The organism is Xenorhabdus sp. PB62.4, assembly GCF_014467285.1.
Taxonomy (GTDB): Bacteria; Pseudomonadota; Gammaproteobacteria; order Enterobacterales; family Enterobacteriaceae; genus Xenorhabdus.
Genome location: NZ_NKHR01000002.1, coordinates 157,370 through 172,439, shown reverse-complemented (window position 1 = coordinate 172,439; position 15,070 = coordinate 157,370). Strand labels below are relative to the sequence as shown.

At 42.7% G+C, this 15,070-nt stretch carries 15 protein-coding genes; 9 read left to right on the top strand and 6 right to left on the bottom strand.

Annotation, left to right across the window (positions count from 1 at the left end):
- Nucleotides 1-144: 144 nt before the first annotated feature.
- Nucleotides 145-1,629: a molybdate ABC transporter ATP-binding protein ModF gene (modF, locus tag Xenpb_RS02640; protein WP_187652974.1), complete on the bottom strand. Its 1,485-nt coding sequence runs from the start codon at nt 1,627-1,629 to the stop codon at nt 145-147.
- Between the two features lie 222 nt (nt 1,630-1,851).
- Nucleotides 1,852-2,643: a molybdenum-dependent transcriptional regulator gene (gene modE, locus Xenpb_RS02635; protein WP_187652973.1), complete on the bottom strand. Its 792-nt coding sequence runs from the start codon at nt 2,641-2,643 to the stop codon at nt 1,852-1,854.
- 132 nt (nt 2,644-2,775) lie between these two features.
- Between modE and Xenpb_RS02630 the strand changes: the two genes are divergently transcribed.
- From Xenpb_RS02630 to modC, 4 genes are all read left to right on the top strand, one after another.
- Nucleotides 2,776-2,916 carry an AcrZ family multidrug efflux pump-associated protein gene (locus Xenpb_RS02630; protein ID WP_187652972.1) on the top strand — a complete coding sequence of 47 codons (141 nt, stop codon included), beginning with the start codon at nt 2,776-2,778 and terminating at the stop codon, nt 2,914-2,916.
- Nucleotides 2,917-3,354: 438 nt separating this feature from the next.
- Entirely contained in the window at nt 3,355-4,125 is a 771-nt protein-coding gene (gene modA, locus Xenpb_RS02625) for a molybdate ABC transporter substrate-binding protein (protein ID WP_187652971.1), read from the top strand.
- Between the two features lie 17 nt (nt 4,126-4,142).
- On the top strand, nt 4,143-4,835 hold the full coding sequence (modB, locus tag Xenpb_RS02620; protein WP_187652970.1) for a molybdate ABC transporter permease subunit: 693 nt from the start codon (nt 4,143-4,145) through the stop codon (nt 4,833-4,835).
- The gene (gene modC / locus Xenpb_RS02615) at nt 4,829-5,893 is read left to right on the top strand and encodes a molybdenum ABC transporter ATP-binding protein ModC (protein WP_187652969.1); all 1,065 of its coding nucleotides are present in this window, start codon (nt 4,829-4,831) and stop codon (nt 5,891-5,893) included. The genes modB and modC overlap by 7 nt, the downstream gene beginning before the upstream one ends.
- Before the next feature lie 80 nt (nt 5,894-5,973).
- Here modC and Xenpb_RS02610 read toward each other — a convergent pair whose 3' ends face one another.
- Nucleotides 5,974-6,789, bottom strand: a complete 816-nt coding sequence (locus tag Xenpb_RS02610) for a pyridoxal phosphatase (RefSeq protein ID WP_187652968.1) — start codon at nt 6,787-6,789, stop codon at nt 5,974-5,976.
- A 148-nt stretch (nt 6,790-6,937) separates the two neighbouring features.
- On the opposite strand from Xenpb_RS02610, the gene pgl reads away from it, so the two are divergent.
- The gene (gene pgl, locus Xenpb_RS02605) at nt 6,938-7,924 is read left to right on the top strand and encodes a 6-phosphogluconolactonase (RefSeq protein ID WP_187652967.1); all 987 of its coding nucleotides are present in this window, start codon (nt 6,938-6,940) and stop codon (nt 7,922-7,924) included.
- Nucleotides 7,925-8,133: 209 nt separating this feature from the next.
- Here the strand turns inward: pgl and Xenpb_RS02600 are convergent, their stop codons facing one another.
- The 3 genes from Xenpb_RS02600 to bioA all read right to left on the bottom strand — a co-directional run bounded on the left by Xenpb_RS02600 (nt 8,134) and on the right by bioA (nt 11,277).
- On the bottom strand, nt 8,134-8,706 hold the full coding sequence (locus tag Xenpb_RS02600; protein WP_187652966.1) for a hypothetical protein: 573 nt from the start codon (nt 8,704-8,706) through the stop codon (nt 8,134-8,136).
- 277 nt (nt 8,707-8,983) lie between these two features.
- Nucleotides 8,984-9,553: a hypothetical protein gene (locus Xenpb_RS02595; protein ID WP_187652965.1), complete on the bottom strand. Its 570-nt coding sequence runs from the start codon at nt 9,551-9,553 to the stop codon at nt 8,984-8,986.
- Between the two features lie 455 nt (nt 9,554-10,008).
- Nucleotides 10,009-11,277, bottom strand: a complete 1,269-nt coding sequence (bioA, locus tag Xenpb_RS02590; protein WP_187652964.1) for an adenosylmethionine--8-amino-7-oxononanoate transaminase — start codon at nt 11,275-11,277, stop codon at nt 10,009-10,011.
- A gap of 96 nt (nt 11,278-11,373) precedes the next feature.
- On the opposite strand from bioA, the gene bioB reads away from it, so the two are divergent.
- From bioB to bioD, 4 genes are read left to right on the top strand one after another with little or no spacing between them, the layout of a single operon-like run.
- Nucleotides 11,374-12,414, top strand: a complete 1,041-nt coding sequence (gene bioB, locus Xenpb_RS02585) for a biotin synthase BioB (protein WP_187652963.1) — start codon at nt 11,374-11,376, stop codon at nt 12,412-12,414.
- Entirely contained in the window at nt 12,414-13,565 is a 1,152-nt protein-coding gene (gene bioF, locus Xenpb_RS02580; RefSeq protein ID WP_187653081.1) for an 8-amino-7-oxononanoate synthase, read from the top strand. Before bioB ends, bioF begins: the two co-directional genes overlap by 1 nt.
- Complete coding sequence (gene bioC, locus Xenpb_RS02575; protein ID WP_187652962.1) at nt 13,549-14,322, top strand: malonyl-ACP O-methyltransferase BioC; 774 nt, start codon at nt 13,549-13,551, stop codon at nt 14,320-14,322. Before bioF ends, bioC begins: the two co-directional genes overlap by 17 nt.
- Nucleotides 14,312-14,995 carry a dethiobiotin synthase gene (bioD, locus tag Xenpb_RS02570; protein ID WP_187652961.1) on the top strand — a complete coding sequence of 228 codons (684 nt, stop codon included), beginning with the start codon at nt 14,312-14,314 and terminating at the stop codon, nt 14,993-14,995. The genes bioC and bioD overlap by 11 nt, the downstream gene beginning before the upstream one ends.
- Nucleotides 14,996-15,070 lie beyond the last annotated feature (75 nt).

Sequence of the window (15,070 nt, the reverse complement as noted above, 5' to 3'; positions counted from 1 at the left end):
TGATTTTATAGCAACCGTTAAAAAATTCAAAAATAATAATAAAAATATCAAAAAATAGTATTTGATTTTACAAAATCATTGGTTGGAGGGATAACGGCAGAACCTTCTCTCACAGAGAAGGTTCACGGTATAGAAAGGAAGGGACTACAGGGCTTCTTGGAAAATATTGTCGGTTTCATATCGGTAAACATCACCATCAGGAATAAATCTTAGGCGATGAGTAATACATTCTGGCGCATCTTCCTGATGATGAGAAACAAACAAAAGTTGCGTATCCCCATTGGCGATCATGATATCAATGAAGCGCAAAACCAGTTGACGGTTTAGGGGATCAAGCCCTTGTAATGGCTCATCCAGAATCAGTAAGGCAGGGTGTTTCACTAAAGCGCGGGCAATTAAAACGAGCCGCTGTTGCCCCCATGACAGGCTGTGGAATGGGCTGGTTGCTGTTTCCCCAGATAATCCCAGTAAATTCAGCCACTCATCAGCCAGTTGTTGTTGCCGATCTGAAACGGCTTGATACAGCCCTATCGAGTCAAAAAAACCAGAAAGGATGACATTTCTGACACTGATGCTGACGCGGTACTCTAAATGGATACTGTTACTGACATAACCAATGTAGCGTTTAATATCCCAAATAGTTTCACCACTTCCTCGTTGCCGGCCAAATAATATTAACTCATTACTATAACCTTGAGGGTGATCACCTGTAATCAAACTGAGTAAGGTCGATTTGCCGGCACCATTTTCACCAATGACCTGCCAGTGTTCATCAGGATTCACTTGCCAGTTCAGGCCGTGCAGAATGGGTTTGTCATTATACTGGACAATAACATTACGCATTGAAACTAATGGTTGATCGGTTGGAAGTTGTTCATCCGCACGGTATTCATCTGTTTCGGGAAGATGAATATTTTTCAGCCCTTCACTGTGTGCTAATTGGGCTATGAGAGATTCTGCCAAAATACTTTGTTTTTCTCCGGCTAAAGTCAGGTGACAGTCTGCCAATACACCGATTTGTTCGACAAAGTCAGGGAGTTCATGGAATCGGGTTAAGATCAAAACTAAAGTAATGCCTTTTGCTGCCAGCGATTCCAATAATTGGGAAAGTTGGCCACGTGCATAAGTATCCAACCCGTCAAAAGGCTCATCAAGGATCAATAAATCAGGATCAGCCATCAATGCCTGACAAAGCAAAACCTTGTGGACTTCCCCAGTTGAGAGGTATTTGAAACGCCGCGAGAGCAGATCTTTAATGCCGAAATAGTTAGTCAATTCAAGGCATAACTCATTGTCTTTATGATAAAGCTGAATGATGTCTGCGGCAGTGCGCCCGGTATCTTCCTCGTCTTCACTGAGTAAATCAGTATTGTTTCGTTGCCACTCCTCGTCGATGAGTTTTTGCAATTGTTCGAAAGAGAGGCGTATTGGTGTATGAAATGAGCAATAACGTTCACCTGCCAGTTGAATTAATTCATCTGACAGAGCTTGAGCCAACGAAGATTTTCCACTGCCATTTGCGCCAACAAAGGCCCAATTTTCTCCAGAAATAATTTTCAGTGACGGTAGCCGCAGAGTACGGGTGTCACTTAAACGGAAACTACCTTGCGTTATTTGCAATTCAGACATTCTTCTTCCTTATTTAAGCAACATCAACTAAAGAATCATCAGAAATAAGCGTAATGATGGTCAATGTCAATGTGTAGTTGTCTGTTAATAGTTAAGGGGTAATGATTTTTGAAATCTATTCTATTGTGAGGCTCTGTTGAATATTGTCTTGCTGAAAGAGGAAAGGAATTGAAATTCCCCTGACAGGCGGTTTATCAGGGGATAGAAGGGATTAACAAGTCGTCAGCACAAAGTTGCAATAATCACTTTATCAGCATTGAACAGTGCGGTGACGAGATCATTTGGTTGGAGTTTCAGGCGTTCCATTTCCTGATTAGGCAATGTAACACAAAGGGATTCGCCGCCATTGAGCGTCAGAATAACTTCACTGTGTTCTGTTCCTGTTTCAATGTGGCTGATTTGGCTGGGCAGGGCATTATCGTATGAAACGGAGGAGAGAGGCTCTTTAGTTAAGGTTATCCACGGAGCTTTAATCAACACCAGAACTTCTTTCCCTGTTACTAAATTTAATCGATTTGCGCTCTGTTCCGTTAAAGCCGCATAGATTGATGTTTTTCCATCTGCCAGCAGGACCCGAACGTGTTGTTGGATATTTTCATGGTTGCGCTCAAGAATGTTGCCAAAAAATTGGTTTCGGGCACTGGTTTGTAATGAAAATCGAGAAATGGCGGCAAGCAGACTATCTAGGGGCAGCGAATCCTCTTTAAGAGCATCAAAAGCTTTTTGTTGAATTTTTGCCAGCAGATCATAAAGTTGTAACAGACGTTCGCCATAGTGTGTAAGTATGGCTCCCCCACCACCTTTCCCGCCTGTGGCACGTTCTACCAATACTTCATCTGCGAGTTGATTCATTTCATTGATGGCATCCCAGGCGCTTTTATAACTTATCCCTGCTTGCTTTGCGCCCTGACTGATAGAACCGGTGATTTTAATCTGTTTAAGCAGCTCGATTCGTCGTGGATCAGCAAACAGGCGTTGCTGCAATTTCAGTGTTAACAATATTTCGGCTTGCATAGTGATTCATTTCGGGCAAATATTTGCGAGTTTTTATAGGATAACGATAAGAATCGCACGTTTCGTCGGTTACTGTTACTTTTTTATTGTCTAGAATGACTGGATAGTGGTCATTTATGATATGAGGTTTGTATGCTTGAATTGATTAAAAGTTTGGGACTCGCACTGGTTATGATCCCTGTTGTGATGGTAGTGATTATGGGATTGATCTATGGGCTAGGGGAATTGTTTAACATCATTTCCAAAAGCGAAACAAAAGGCATTGAACAGTAATTTTGAGTTAATTGCCGCATTTCTGCTATCTGGTTTTTTCCATGGGCTTGTATATTCCGGGCTCAGGCCGCTGACAAACCCCGTTTGAAATAACAGGGTTTGTTTTTTTAATTACGGCATAAGATCCCTTTGACGCGTTTTTCCCCCACCAAATCACCGCCGCCACGGCCACCAGAATTGTTGCGGCACGCATTAGCAATTTCGATACAACAGCACATGGCACTGTATACGATACCGTTTCACCTTGGTGCCACATTGATAAGTTATATCTATTTGCTGATATTTTTTCCTATTTTGATACTGCAATTTTTGCATTGAATTAATGCAAAAGCTAAAACTGGCTCACAACTTGCCGATTAATATCTGAATAGCATTTTCATTTAACGTTATATCTTGTTATATACGACGCACCATATTGATTCTCTGGGTGAATATAAAATGAAAAAGAAAGTTTATCAGCTGCTGACTGGTGCCGTAGTTTCTTTTGCACTGGTTGGAAACGTTTGGGCAACGGATAAAGTGACAGTTTTTGCTGCCGCTTCATTGACTAATGCACTTGACGATATTGCAGCGCAATATAAGAAAGAAAAACAAAGAGATATTGTTGCTTCCTACGCTTCATCTTCAACATTGGCACGTCAGATAGAACAGGGAGCACCTGCCGATATCTTTATTTCTGCCGATCAACAATGGATGAATTACGTCTCTGATAAACAATTAATTGTTGAGAATACCCGCCATACCTTGTTGGGTAATCGGCTTGTCTTGATCGCCCCTAAAGAGAGTAAGCTGGAAAAAATCGATATCAATAAGGAAACAAAATGGAAATCCTTGCTGGCAGGTGGTCGCTTAGCAGTCGGTGATCCTGATCATGTGCCTGTTGGTATATATGCCAAGGAATCACTGCAATATTTGAAAGCATGGAATATGGTGAATCCACTGATGGCTCGTACCAACAATGTGCGCAGTGGTATGGCGCTGGTGGAGCGGGCAGAAGCGCCACTGGGCATAGTCTACGGATCTGATGCCGTTGCCAGCAAAAAAGTAAAAGTTGTGGGCGTATTTCCACCAGAAAGCCACAAACCGGTGGAATACCCGATTGTGATAATCAAAGGTCATGAAAAACAGGCTGTGCGTGATTTTTATGACTACCTTAAAACCCCTGAAGCCGCTGAAATTTTTAAACGTTATGGCTTTAGTTCACTGTAGGAACTGATCTTTTGGAGATGTTAAGTGAATATGAATGGCGGACAATTTTACTGAGCTTAAAAATCTCAGGTATTGCCGTGTTATTCAGTTTGCCATTCGGGATCTTAATGGCATGGATGTTGGCTCGTTGTCGGTTTTTTGGTAAGTCCCTGCTTGACAGCATTATCCATCTGCCACTGGTATTACCGCCAGTGGTGGTGGGATACCTGCTGCTCATCAGCATGGGGCGTCGGGGAGTGATTGGTGAATTCCTTTATGATTGGTTTGGTGTCAGTTTTGCATTTAACTGGACGGGAGCGGCATTAGCTTCGGCTGTGGTGGCTTTTCCGCTGATGGTCAGAGCCATTCGGTTGTCACTGGAGAGTATAGACCGGCGTTTAGAGCAAGCTGCTCGGACATTGGGGGCAAGCCCGCTTAAAGTTTTTTTCACCATTACTTTGCCGTTATCATTACCAGGCATCATTGTTGGTGCGGTGCTGGCATTTGCCCGTTCTTTGGGCGAATTTGGTGCGACCATCACTTTTGTTTCGAATATACCGGGAGAAACCCGAACCATTCCTCTTGCCATGTATACATTGATAGAAACGCCCGGTGCTGAAACAGCAGCAGCACGTTTATGTGTAGTGGCTGTTGTATTGGCTCTGGTTTCATTGATGCTTTCCGAGTGGCTGACTCGTTGGGGTAGAAAACGTCTGGGGGCTGCATGTTAGAACTGGATTTTGAGCAACGTTTGGGTGAGTTGCACATGCAGGTTGATACCACTTTACCGACTGAAAGCATCACTGCCATATTCGGCCTTTCAGGAGCGGGGAAAACCTCATTGATTAATGTCATTGCGGGATTAACCCAACCACAAAAAGGCCGAATTGTCTTAAATGGTCGAACCTTAGTGGATACGGAGCAAAATATCTGTCTGCCAGCAGAAAAGCGCCGGGTTGGGTATGTTTTTCAGGATGCACGTCTTTTCCCTCACTATCGGGTGAAAGGCAACTTACAATACGGCATGGCACCGGAAATGAAACCGCAGTTTGGCAATATCATTGGTTTATTAGGCATTGAGCACTTGCTGTCACGTTTTCCTGCCACGTTATCTGGCGGAGAAAAACAGCGAGTAGCGATTGGTCGTGCATTGCTGACTGCGCCTGAAATCTTGCTCATGGATGAACCATTAGCTTCACTGGATTTACCACGTAAGCGTGAATTATTACCTTATCTCGAAAAACTGTCCGAAGATGTCAGAATTCCGATCCTCTATGTCAGCCATAGTTTGGATGAAATTTTGCGTTTGGCGGATAACGTAATTGTCATGGATAAAGGAAAAGTCAAGGCGACAGGCACATTAGAAGATGTTTGGTCGAGTAGTGCATTGCGTCCGTGGTTACAAAAAGAGAGCCTGAGCAGCATACTGAAAGTGTCTGTGATGGAACATCATCAGCGTTATCAAATGACTGCCGTGGCAGCGGCTGATAAAGCCCTTTGGCTACCACAAATTGATGCAGCTCCGGGAACTGATTTACGTATTCGCATTGATGCGTCAGATATTTCTTTAGTTTTGGAACCACCAAAAGTAAGTAGCATTCGTAACACCTTGCAGGTAAAAGTCATCGAGTTTTTTGAAGACGGCGGGCAGGTTGATGTCAAATTGGCGTTGAGTGAACATTTCTTGTGGGCGAGAATTACCTCTTGGGCGCAGGAAGAGCTTAACCTGCGTGTAGGGCAATGGTTGTATGCGCAGATAAAGAGTGTTTCGTTAAATCGTCACTTATAAAACATCTGGGGGAGCGTAGTCGGAAATCATACAATTCATGGCTGGTTCGCTCCCATTGCTCCCATTGATGCTAAGGGCAATTAAAGTACATATTTCCGAATAACTTCAGCGATACCGGGTTGGGTATTATCCTGTGTGACAAGATCTGCTCGCTCTTTGACTGCATCAACACCATTCCCCATGGCAACGCCAAGTCCGGCAGTTTCCAGCATACTAAGATCGTTATAATTATCACCGAAAGCAACCACATCTTTCATACTCATGCCTTGGGATTCTACCCATTGCTGTAAACGCATCCCTTTACTGTTACCTTTTTTGGCAATATCAACTTGGTCAAACCATGACCACTCGCACTCAAGGCCCACGTTTTCTGCAATTTGTTCGCTGATCTCACGGAGTTTCACTAGATTTGAAGAGTTGGTGGCAAATTTCCAGATAAAATTAACATCCTGAATTGCATCCTGAAAGCTACTGGCTTGCTGGATATTGGGACGTTGATGCTCAGGTAAAGAGTCTGACCATGCACGGGTTCGAGCTACAGTATGGGGAAATTGATATAAAATGGCATCATCAACATACATCAAATGCTCAATTTCCGTGTTTTGCAGATAAGAAAGCGCTTGATTGGCTTCTTGAATAGAAAGGGGATTCGAAGCTAATACTTTCTTTTCAGGATAGTCATATGAATAAGTTCCATTACAGCAAATTGCAGGGGTATCGAGTTGTAGCGCTTGATAGAAAGGATGGATGGCGACATGATGACGACCAGTAACAATTAAGACCTTGATACCAGATTGTCGGGCGTCATTCAGGGCACTCAGTGATTCTGGCAGAATACGTTTTTGTGGATCGAGCAATGTTCCATCTAGATCCAGCGCGATAACGCGATATGACATGAGTTGGCCTCTTGGTTGTCTATGGTGTAAGCAAATATTATACAGTAGTTAAAAATAGTTGAACTGTTATGTGAGCAGTCTAACAGACAAAAATTTTCAAGAGTCATTACAGATCAATGAAATGGTAATGAAGCATTAAGGAGAGAAAATGAAACAGGTGGTTTATACAGCCAGCCCGAATAGTCGGCAAATTCACGTATGGTCGCTTAATGTAGCAGGAGAACTTTCGCTTCTTCAGACAGTAAATGCACCCGGTGAAGTACAACCGATGGTAGTTCATCCTGATGGCAAACACTTATATGTGGGGATTCGCCCCCAATTCAGCATCGTCACTTATACCATCGGGGAAGATGGATGCCTTGAACAGCAGGCAATAGCCCCATTGCCGGGTAGTCCTACGCATATCTCAACCGACAGAGCCGGGCGTTTTTTATTTTCTGCTTCTTATAGTTTCAACAACTTAAGTGTTCATCCTATTGATGAAAACGGTATCGCTAAGGCTCCGATTCAAGTTGTGGAAGGTTTGCAAGCCCCACATTCTGCCAATATTGACCGGGAAAATCGTCAACTACTGGTTCCATGCCTGAAAGAAGATCATATCCGTATTTTTAATTTGGATGGGCAAGGTTACCTGACAGAAAGCAGGGCTGATGAAATCACTACGGCAACAGGTGCGGGCCCGCGGCATATGGCCTTCCATCCGAAAAAGCAGGCGATTTATTGTGTTAATGAGTTGGATTCAACCGTTGATGTTTTGCGTAAATGGGAAAAATATCGCATTGTGCAATCGGTTGATTCACTGCCAACGGATTTTTCCAGTGTTCGTTGGTCGGCTGATATTCACATTACACCGGATGGCCGCCATCTCTATACCAGTGAACGTTCAGAGAGCCTGATCAGCCATTTACTTGTATCAGAAGAGGGTGATCACCTGACATTGGCCGGACATTACCCGACAGAAACCCAACCGCGTGGTTTTGCCATTGATCACAGTGGTAACTTCCTAATTGCATCAGGACAAAAATCAGATCATATTTCAGTGTCACGCATTGACAAATATTCGGGAGAGCTCACTCAACTGGCGCGTTATCCGGTTGGCAAAGGTCCGATGTGGGTAACGGTATTAGCATTGTAAACCTGAGTCGCGCTATCTTGGGCGCGGCAAGTTTTATTTGCAATATTTATGGGCATGAATTGTGATCAATTACCCCAGCCACACCGTTAACGGTGTGGCTGGGGGATATTCCTTTGCCACAGTCCTACAAATTAAGAGCTGAAAATCAAAATCTATTTTTCATCAAATAGATGATTGATTCTAGGATGATGAATTAATACAGTTTTCACTCAAATCAAGTTAAAAGTTCCAACCCCTGATAAAACAATGGGGTACGTGATCAATATATGATTCAGATTCATTGAGTGCAAATCGCCTAAATAGATATTTCCTCTAAGTAGACGCAGAATAATACTTCTTGGGTAAATATAAAGTTGGAAGTTGAGTGGCATATTTACAATAGATTGAGCATCTTTTACAATCCCACCAAGATAAATATTATTAAGATTTATCAGTGGGGTGCTATACCCGCCATAAATATAACCGTTAAAATTCGTTCTTTTCCCTGTATTGAGTTCGTGTCCAATTATAGCAGGATAAGATGATACTTGGATAAAGGGGTAACTTCCATATTGATAATAGGTATTAATATTAAAAATTCCACTAACAAACTCTGGCTGTAACCGTACAGGAGATGTTAAAGACTCTTCCTTAAGATTCTCTGCAAACAGATGGGCTAACTCAGGCTTTTCTTTCATCAGAGCTTCATAATGTGAAATTTCTTTTTCATAGCTATTTTTAGATTTCTCAAATATAGCCTGCATTTCTTCGTTAGAAGGATTAATTAAATTTTCATTATTCATAATATTCTCCTGTTTTATTTCAATGAATGCAATTTCTAGATTGAATATATCAGAGAATTTATTTTTAAGGGGCTTAAGATGCCGGAAATTGGTAACTAATATTTATCAGTGAGTGTTTTTTGAGAATATAGTAACGTACTTTTATTTTTTATCAGAAAGGCGAGTTAAATTATCAAAGGGATTATTGTAAGAAAGTTGACAGATGTTTTGGAAAATGAAGATATAGATATTTCAGTCTTAAAACTGAGCCGCGCTGTTTTGGCGCGGCTAATCGATATTATGCAAAAGAAAAAGAACCCGTTCCTGAAAACTCAATAGGCATAGGAGCTTGGAAGTTATGTTGATATATAGTCACTAAATCACCTAAATAAAGATTCCACTCAAAAAGGCGTAAAATAACATTTTCGGGATTAATAAATAGTTGAAGATTTAGTGGGGCATTGATAATAGATTGAATATCTTGCACGACTCCACCAAGGAAGAGGTTTTCAAAATGAACTTCAGGCATATCATACCCGCCCTGAATATATCCGTTGAAATTGACTCTTTGTCCATAATTGGGAACATTTCCGATTGTAGCAAAAGAAGATAATTGAATAAACGGATAATTTCCGCACTGTCGATATGTATTAATATTAAAGTAACCACTAATATATTCTGACAGCCCACTGCCATAACCACATAGTGAAATCATTTTGGGATGCCTGGTAAATAGATGTTCTAATTCCGGTTTTTCTTTTGAAACACTTTCATAGTGAGATTGTTGTTCTTTATATATTTTCTTGGAAATTTCAAATGCTTTTTGCATATCTTCCATATCAGGAAGAACTAGTCCTTCTTTATTCATGATTAATGCCTCTTTCTTTTTAAAAGGTTTTTATTTTTTAAGTAAGTATTATGTGCAATAATTTCTTGGAAAAAATGATTGTCCTGAATATATCATGAAAATACTGAGAAAGTGATATAAAGTACTTATTGGCTTATTATTAATAGTTATCAACCAAGGTTATCTTAGTGACTTTTTTGTGTTCTAAGAGGACGCAATTATTTTTAATTTATTATTTTTATTTACGCAATATTACGGTTTTCTATGTGGTTAACATAAGATATTTATTTTATTGATTACTTTCTTCTGATTGGATAGTGACAATGGTTCCAGGCGGCATTCACTCACCACAGTCACATAAATTGTCTATGATCCTGAGGAGTTGTTTTCTACCGCCGTTATGTAACCAAAAATCTATTAGGTATATATTTCGTTGTTCAATAAGCTACTGTTACAACCAATATTGGTTATTATCTTTAACTCATCGAATAGGTAATCGCATTTGTCAGCCTTGACAGTTGTTCCGGCTGAATAATATAAGGTGGCATTAAATAAATTAACCGGCCAAATGGCCTGATCCATACGCCATGTTGAACAAAATGGCGTTGTAGTGAAGCTACGTCAACAGGAAGTTTCATTTCGACAACGCCGATAGCACCCAATATCCGTACATCTTCGACTGCACTGTGTGATTTTAACGGAAGTAATTCCGCTTTTAGTTGAGTTTCAATGGATTGAATACGTTGTTGCCACGGGCTATCGGAGAGTAATTTGAGGCTGGCACTGGCTACAGCACATGCGAGTGGATTCCCCATAAAAGTTGGGCCGTGCATAAAACAACCCGCTTCACCTTGACTAATAGTTTCAGCGACATGACGAGTTGTCAGTGTTGCTGATAATGTCATATATCCCCCCGTCAACGCTTTGCCTAAGCATAAAATATCCGGCTCGATCTGGGCATGTTCACAGGCAAATAATTTACCTGTCCGTCCAAACCCAGTCGCTATCTCATCTGCAATCAGCAGGATCTGATATTCATCACAGAGCTGGCGAACTTGACGTAGGTATTCCGGATGATAAATCCGCATTCCACCTGCACCCTGAACAATTGGCTCCAGAACCACGGCGGCGATTTCATCATGATATTGCAACAATAATCGTTTAAAAGAATCGAGATCTTCTGGTTGCCATTTATCACCGAACTGACATTGAGGCGCATCGGCGAATAGATGGTTTGGCAGATAACCTTTATACAGGTTATGCATGGAGTTATCGGGATCACAGACAGACATAGCGCCAAAGGTATCGCCATGATAACCATGACGCAGTGTCAAAAATCGTTGGCGTATTTCCCCTTTGGCTTGCCGGTATTGCAAGGCCATTTTTAGGGCAACTTCGACAGCAACAGAACCCGAATCTGCCAAAAAAACACATTCCAGAGAATCAGGTGTCATCGCCACTAATTGTTTACACAGCTCTATCGCAGGAGGATGGGTAATGCCGCCAAACATAACATGGGACATCTTATCGATTTGCGATTTTGCGGCTTCATTGAGTACAGGATGATTATAGCCGTGAATAGCTGCCCACCATGAAGACATACCATCAATGAGCTTGCGCCCATCTGATAAAACCAGTTCCACACCTGTCGCAGATACAACAGGATAGGTAGGAAGGGGATGAGTCATGGATGTATAGGGATGCCAAATATGGCGCAGGTCAAATTCAATATCTGAAGGGTTCATAACAAATTACTTGTAAACCTGTGATCGTTAGTTTTGGTTGACATGATAGCGGCGTTATTTAAACTGGCAACATTTTTTCATATTGGAGATGTGATTGTGAGCGAACGTCAACAATGGACTATCAAGCAGGCACAGGATTTGTTTGATAAACCTTTTTTTGAGTTGTTATTTCAGGCACAGCAAATACACCGCGAACATTTTGATCCACAGCAGGTACAAGTCAGTACATTGCTGTCGATAAAAACCGGCGCTTGTCCCGAAGATTGCAAATACTGTCCACAAAGTTCCCGCTATAAAACGGGTTTGGAAAAAGAGCGGTTGATGGAAGTGGAAAAAGTCATTGAATCCGCGCATAAAGCTAAAAATGCGGGTTCTACCCGCTTCTGTATGGGGGCTGCCTGGAAGAACCCGCATGAACGTGATATGCCATATCTGGAAAAAATGGTCAGAGAAGTCAAAGCATTGGGAATGGAAACCTGCATGACTTTAGGAATGCTGAATTACTCTCAGGCACAGCGTTTGGCAGAGGCAGGTCTGGATTACTACAACCATAACTTAGACACCTCACCAGAGTTTTACGGCAATATCATCACGACCCGCAGTTATCAGGACAGGCTGGATACATTGGATAATGTCCGGGATGCGGGCATTAAAGTTTGCTCAGGCGGTATTGTTGGTTTGGGGGAGCAGATACGTGACCGCGCAGCATTGTTGGTGCAATTGGCAAATTTACCGAAGCCACCAGAAAGTGTGCCTATCAATATGCTGGTAAAAGTGAAGGGAACACCAATGGAAAACAACGAAGATGTCGATCCTTTTGACTTTATCCGCACCATTGCTGTAGCGCGGATCATGATGCCGAAATCGCATGTCCGTCTATCCGCAGGACGTGAACAGATGAACGAGCAAACTCAGGCTATGTGCTTTATGGCGGGTGCCAATTCCATTTTCTACGGCTGTAAATTGCTGACCACGCCAAATCCAGATGAAGATAAAGATCTCCAGTTATTCCGTCGGTTGGGTATTAACCCTCAACAGACAAAGACGGCATTTGGTGACAATCAACAGCAACAGAACTTGACTGAAGCCATTTTTAATAATGCTGATAACGAACAATTCTACAACGCGGCAATATGATGAACTGGTCAGATTCACTTTCCCGACGTTTGGCCGAACGCCGGGCTACCTCTTTATGGCGTGGCAGACAAGTCCATCTGGGTTCTGATGGCCGCTTATTATCCACCTCTGATGGTCAATATCTCAATTTCTCCAGTAACGATTATCTTGGATTGAGCCGGCATCCCCAGATTATTGCTGCTTGGCAGAAAGGGGCAGAGCAATATGGTGTGGGCAGTGGAGGATCGGGGCATGTCACGGGTTACACAACAGCGCATTACACATTAGAACAGCAATTAGCTGAATGGTTGGGCTACTCTCGCGCCTTGCTGTTTATTTCTGGTTATGCTGCCAACCAGGGTGTGATTGCGGCTTTGATGGAAAAAGATGATCGCATTATTGCTGATCGCCTCAGCCATGCCTCTTTGATGGAAGCGGCTATGCACTCGCCCGCACAGCTACGACGTTTTTTACATAATGATGTGAATTCGTTGAAACAGCATCTGGAAAAAGAGTGTACGGGTAAAACGCTGGTGGTAACGGAAGGCATTTTTAGCATGGATGGAGATTGCGCTCCGCTTGAAATTATTGCTCAGCAAGCAAGTTCTGCAAAGAGTTGGCTGATGGTGGATGACGCCCACGGTATTGGTATTCAGGGAGAGGAAGGACGCGGCAGTTGCTGGGCGAAAAATGTCAAACCGGAAATTCTGGTCGTCACCTTTGGTAAAGCATTTGGATTGAGCGGCGCTGCAATCTTGTGTGATGAGCAAACCGCAGAGTACTTGCTCCAATACGCTCGACATCTGATTTACAGTACTTCAATGCCACCGGCGCAGGCGGTTGCTCTCTCTGAAACGGTACAACAAATCAGGGCCGGGGATGAACTGCGTCAAATGTTGCGCAACAACATTCAATACTTTCGCCATGAAGCTCAGCATTTACCTCTTGCTCTGATGGATTCAGAAACAGCGATTCAGCCGCTCATTGTAGGCGATAACCAACGTTGTATCGAATTATCTCATTCGCTCAGGCAGAAAAATGTGTGGGTTACGGCGATACTGCCTCCCACTGTTCCTCCGGAAAGTGCCCGCCTGCGTATTACACTGACGGCAAGTCATACCCAACAGGATATTGATGTATTACTAGAGGCATTGCATGGATCTGGCTGTTAAATCGGTTAATAAGCACGCCATTGCCAGTGCCTTTGGGCGCGCCGCTTCCAAGTATGACACGGTGGCTAAACTGCAACAGCAAACGGGTGAATACTTGATGGCGCTGGCGCAGGCAGAAGATATCGGTATGAGGATATTGGATGCAGGTTGCGGAACGGGTTTTTTCAGTGCCCGTTGGAAACAACAAGGCAAACAAGTCATCGCGTTGGATTTGGCTTCCGGTATGTTGAATCATGCTCGCGAGCAGCAAGCGGCCAATTATTATCTGCAAGGAGATATCGAACATTTGGGATTGGCCGGCAACAGCGTAAATGTCTGTTTCAGCAATCTGGCAGTGCAGTGGTGCAATGATTTGTCACGTGCCTTGCAGGAGCTTTATCGTGTTACCTATCCCGGTGGGCTTATCGTATTTTCCACGCTCGTACAAGGTTCTCTGCATGAACTGGAAACCGCGTGGAAGCGAGTAGACGATTATCGGCACACTAATCAATTTTTGCCATTGAAAACCATTACACAAGCATGTCAACCGTATCGACATAAAGTTATTCAACGGCAATATCGTCAGCATTATTCACAGCTCCTGCCTTTACTGAATTCTTTGAAAGGAATCGGTGCAACGCATCTTCATCATGGACGCAAGCAGGGATTAATGACCAGAAAACGCCTGAATGCTCTTGATGAGGCATATCCACGGAATAATGGTAGCTACCCATTAAGCTATCAAATTGCTTTTGGAGTCATTCATTGTGACAAGTAAATATTTTCTTACCGGAACTGATACTGAAGTAGGTAAAACAGTGGTTAGTTGCGCTTTACTGCAAGCGGCGAATAAAAAGGGATATCAAACAGCAGGTTATAAACCGGTCGCATCGGGCAGTGAAGTAACAACTGAAGGGATACGTAATGGTGATGCCTTGGCTTTACAGCGTAATAGTGTTGTGCCATTAACTTATCAGGAAGTGAACCCTTTGGTATTTGTGGAGCCTACATCGCCCCATATCGTGAGTGCCGAATTAAATCAACCCATTGATTTTTCGATATTATCAAAAGGGCTGGAAGTACTGACGGCAAAATCTGACTGGGTTTTAATTGAAGGGGCGGGGGGATGGTATACCCCATTATCGGAAAATACGACCTTTGCTGATTGGGTGATTCAGGAGAACTTACCCGTAATTTTGACCGTGGGTATCAAGTTAGGCTGTATTAACCATGCGGTATTGACAGCAAAAGCAATTCAACATTCAGGACTGAAATTGGCAGGTTGGGTTGCTAATGAAATCGAACCGGCAGGTAAACGCCAGTCGGCGTATTTGGAAACGCTGGAACGCATGATACCTGCCCCTTTGTTGGGGATTATTCCCCATCTGGGGGAATCAATTGATAATAATAATGTAGGGAAATATATAAACATTGATGTATTGGTTAACTAATTGTTTACTTTGCGTTAGTTAAAATCCTCGGCTGGAGAGAAGCGAAATTTAGTTTCTCTATATAAAAAATGCCTT

Bases quoted from the DNA above. Each gene is read 5' to 3' on its own strand.
- modF (WP_187652974.1), bottom strand. From the start codon at position 1,629: ATGTCTGAATTGCAAATAACGCAAGGTAGTTTCCGTTTAAGTGACACC.
- modE (WP_187652973.1), bottom strand. From the start codon at position 2,643: ATGCAAGCCGAAATATTGTTAACACTGAAATTGCAGCAACGCCTGTTT.
- Xenpb_RS02630 (WP_187652972.1), top strand. From the start codon at position 2,776: ATGCTTGAATTGATTAAAAGTTTGGGACTCGCACTGGTTATGATCCCT.
- modA (WP_187652971.1), top strand. From the start codon at position 3,355: ATGAAAAAGAAAGTTTATCAGCTGCTGACTGGTGCCGTAGTTTCTTTT.
- modB (WP_187652970.1), top strand. From the start codon at position 4,143: ATGTTAAGTGAATATGAATGGCGGACAATTTTACTGAGCTTAAAAATC.
- modC (WP_187652969.1), top strand. From the start codon at position 4,829: ATGTTAGAACTGGATTTTGAGCAACGTTTGGGTGAGTTGCACATGCAG.
- Xenpb_RS02610 (WP_187652968.1), bottom strand. From the start codon at position 6,789: ATGTCATATCGCGTTATCGCGCTGGATCTAGATGGAACATTGCTCGAT.
- pgl (WP_187652967.1), top strand. From the start codon at position 6,938: ATGAAACAGGTGGTTTATACAGCCAGCCCGAATAGTCGGCAAATTCAC.
- Xenpb_RS02600 (WP_187652966.1), bottom strand. From the start codon at position 8,706: ATGAATAATGAAAATTTAATTAATCCTTCTAACGAAGAAATGCAGGCT.
- Xenpb_RS02595 (WP_187652965.1), bottom strand. From the start codon at position 9,553: ATGAATAAAGAAGGACTAGTTCTTCCTGATATGGAAGATATGCAAAAA.
- bioA (WP_187652964.1), bottom strand. From the start codon at position 11,277: ATGAACCCTTCAGATATTGAATTTGACCTGCGCCATATTTGGCATCCC.
- bioF (WP_187653081.1), top strand. From the start codon at position 12,414: ATGAACTGGTCAGATTCACTTTCCCGACGTTTGGCCGAACGCCGGGCT.
- bioC (WP_187652962.1), top strand. From the start codon at position 13,549: ATGGATCTGGCTGTTAAATCGGTTAATAAGCACGCCATTGCCAGTGCC.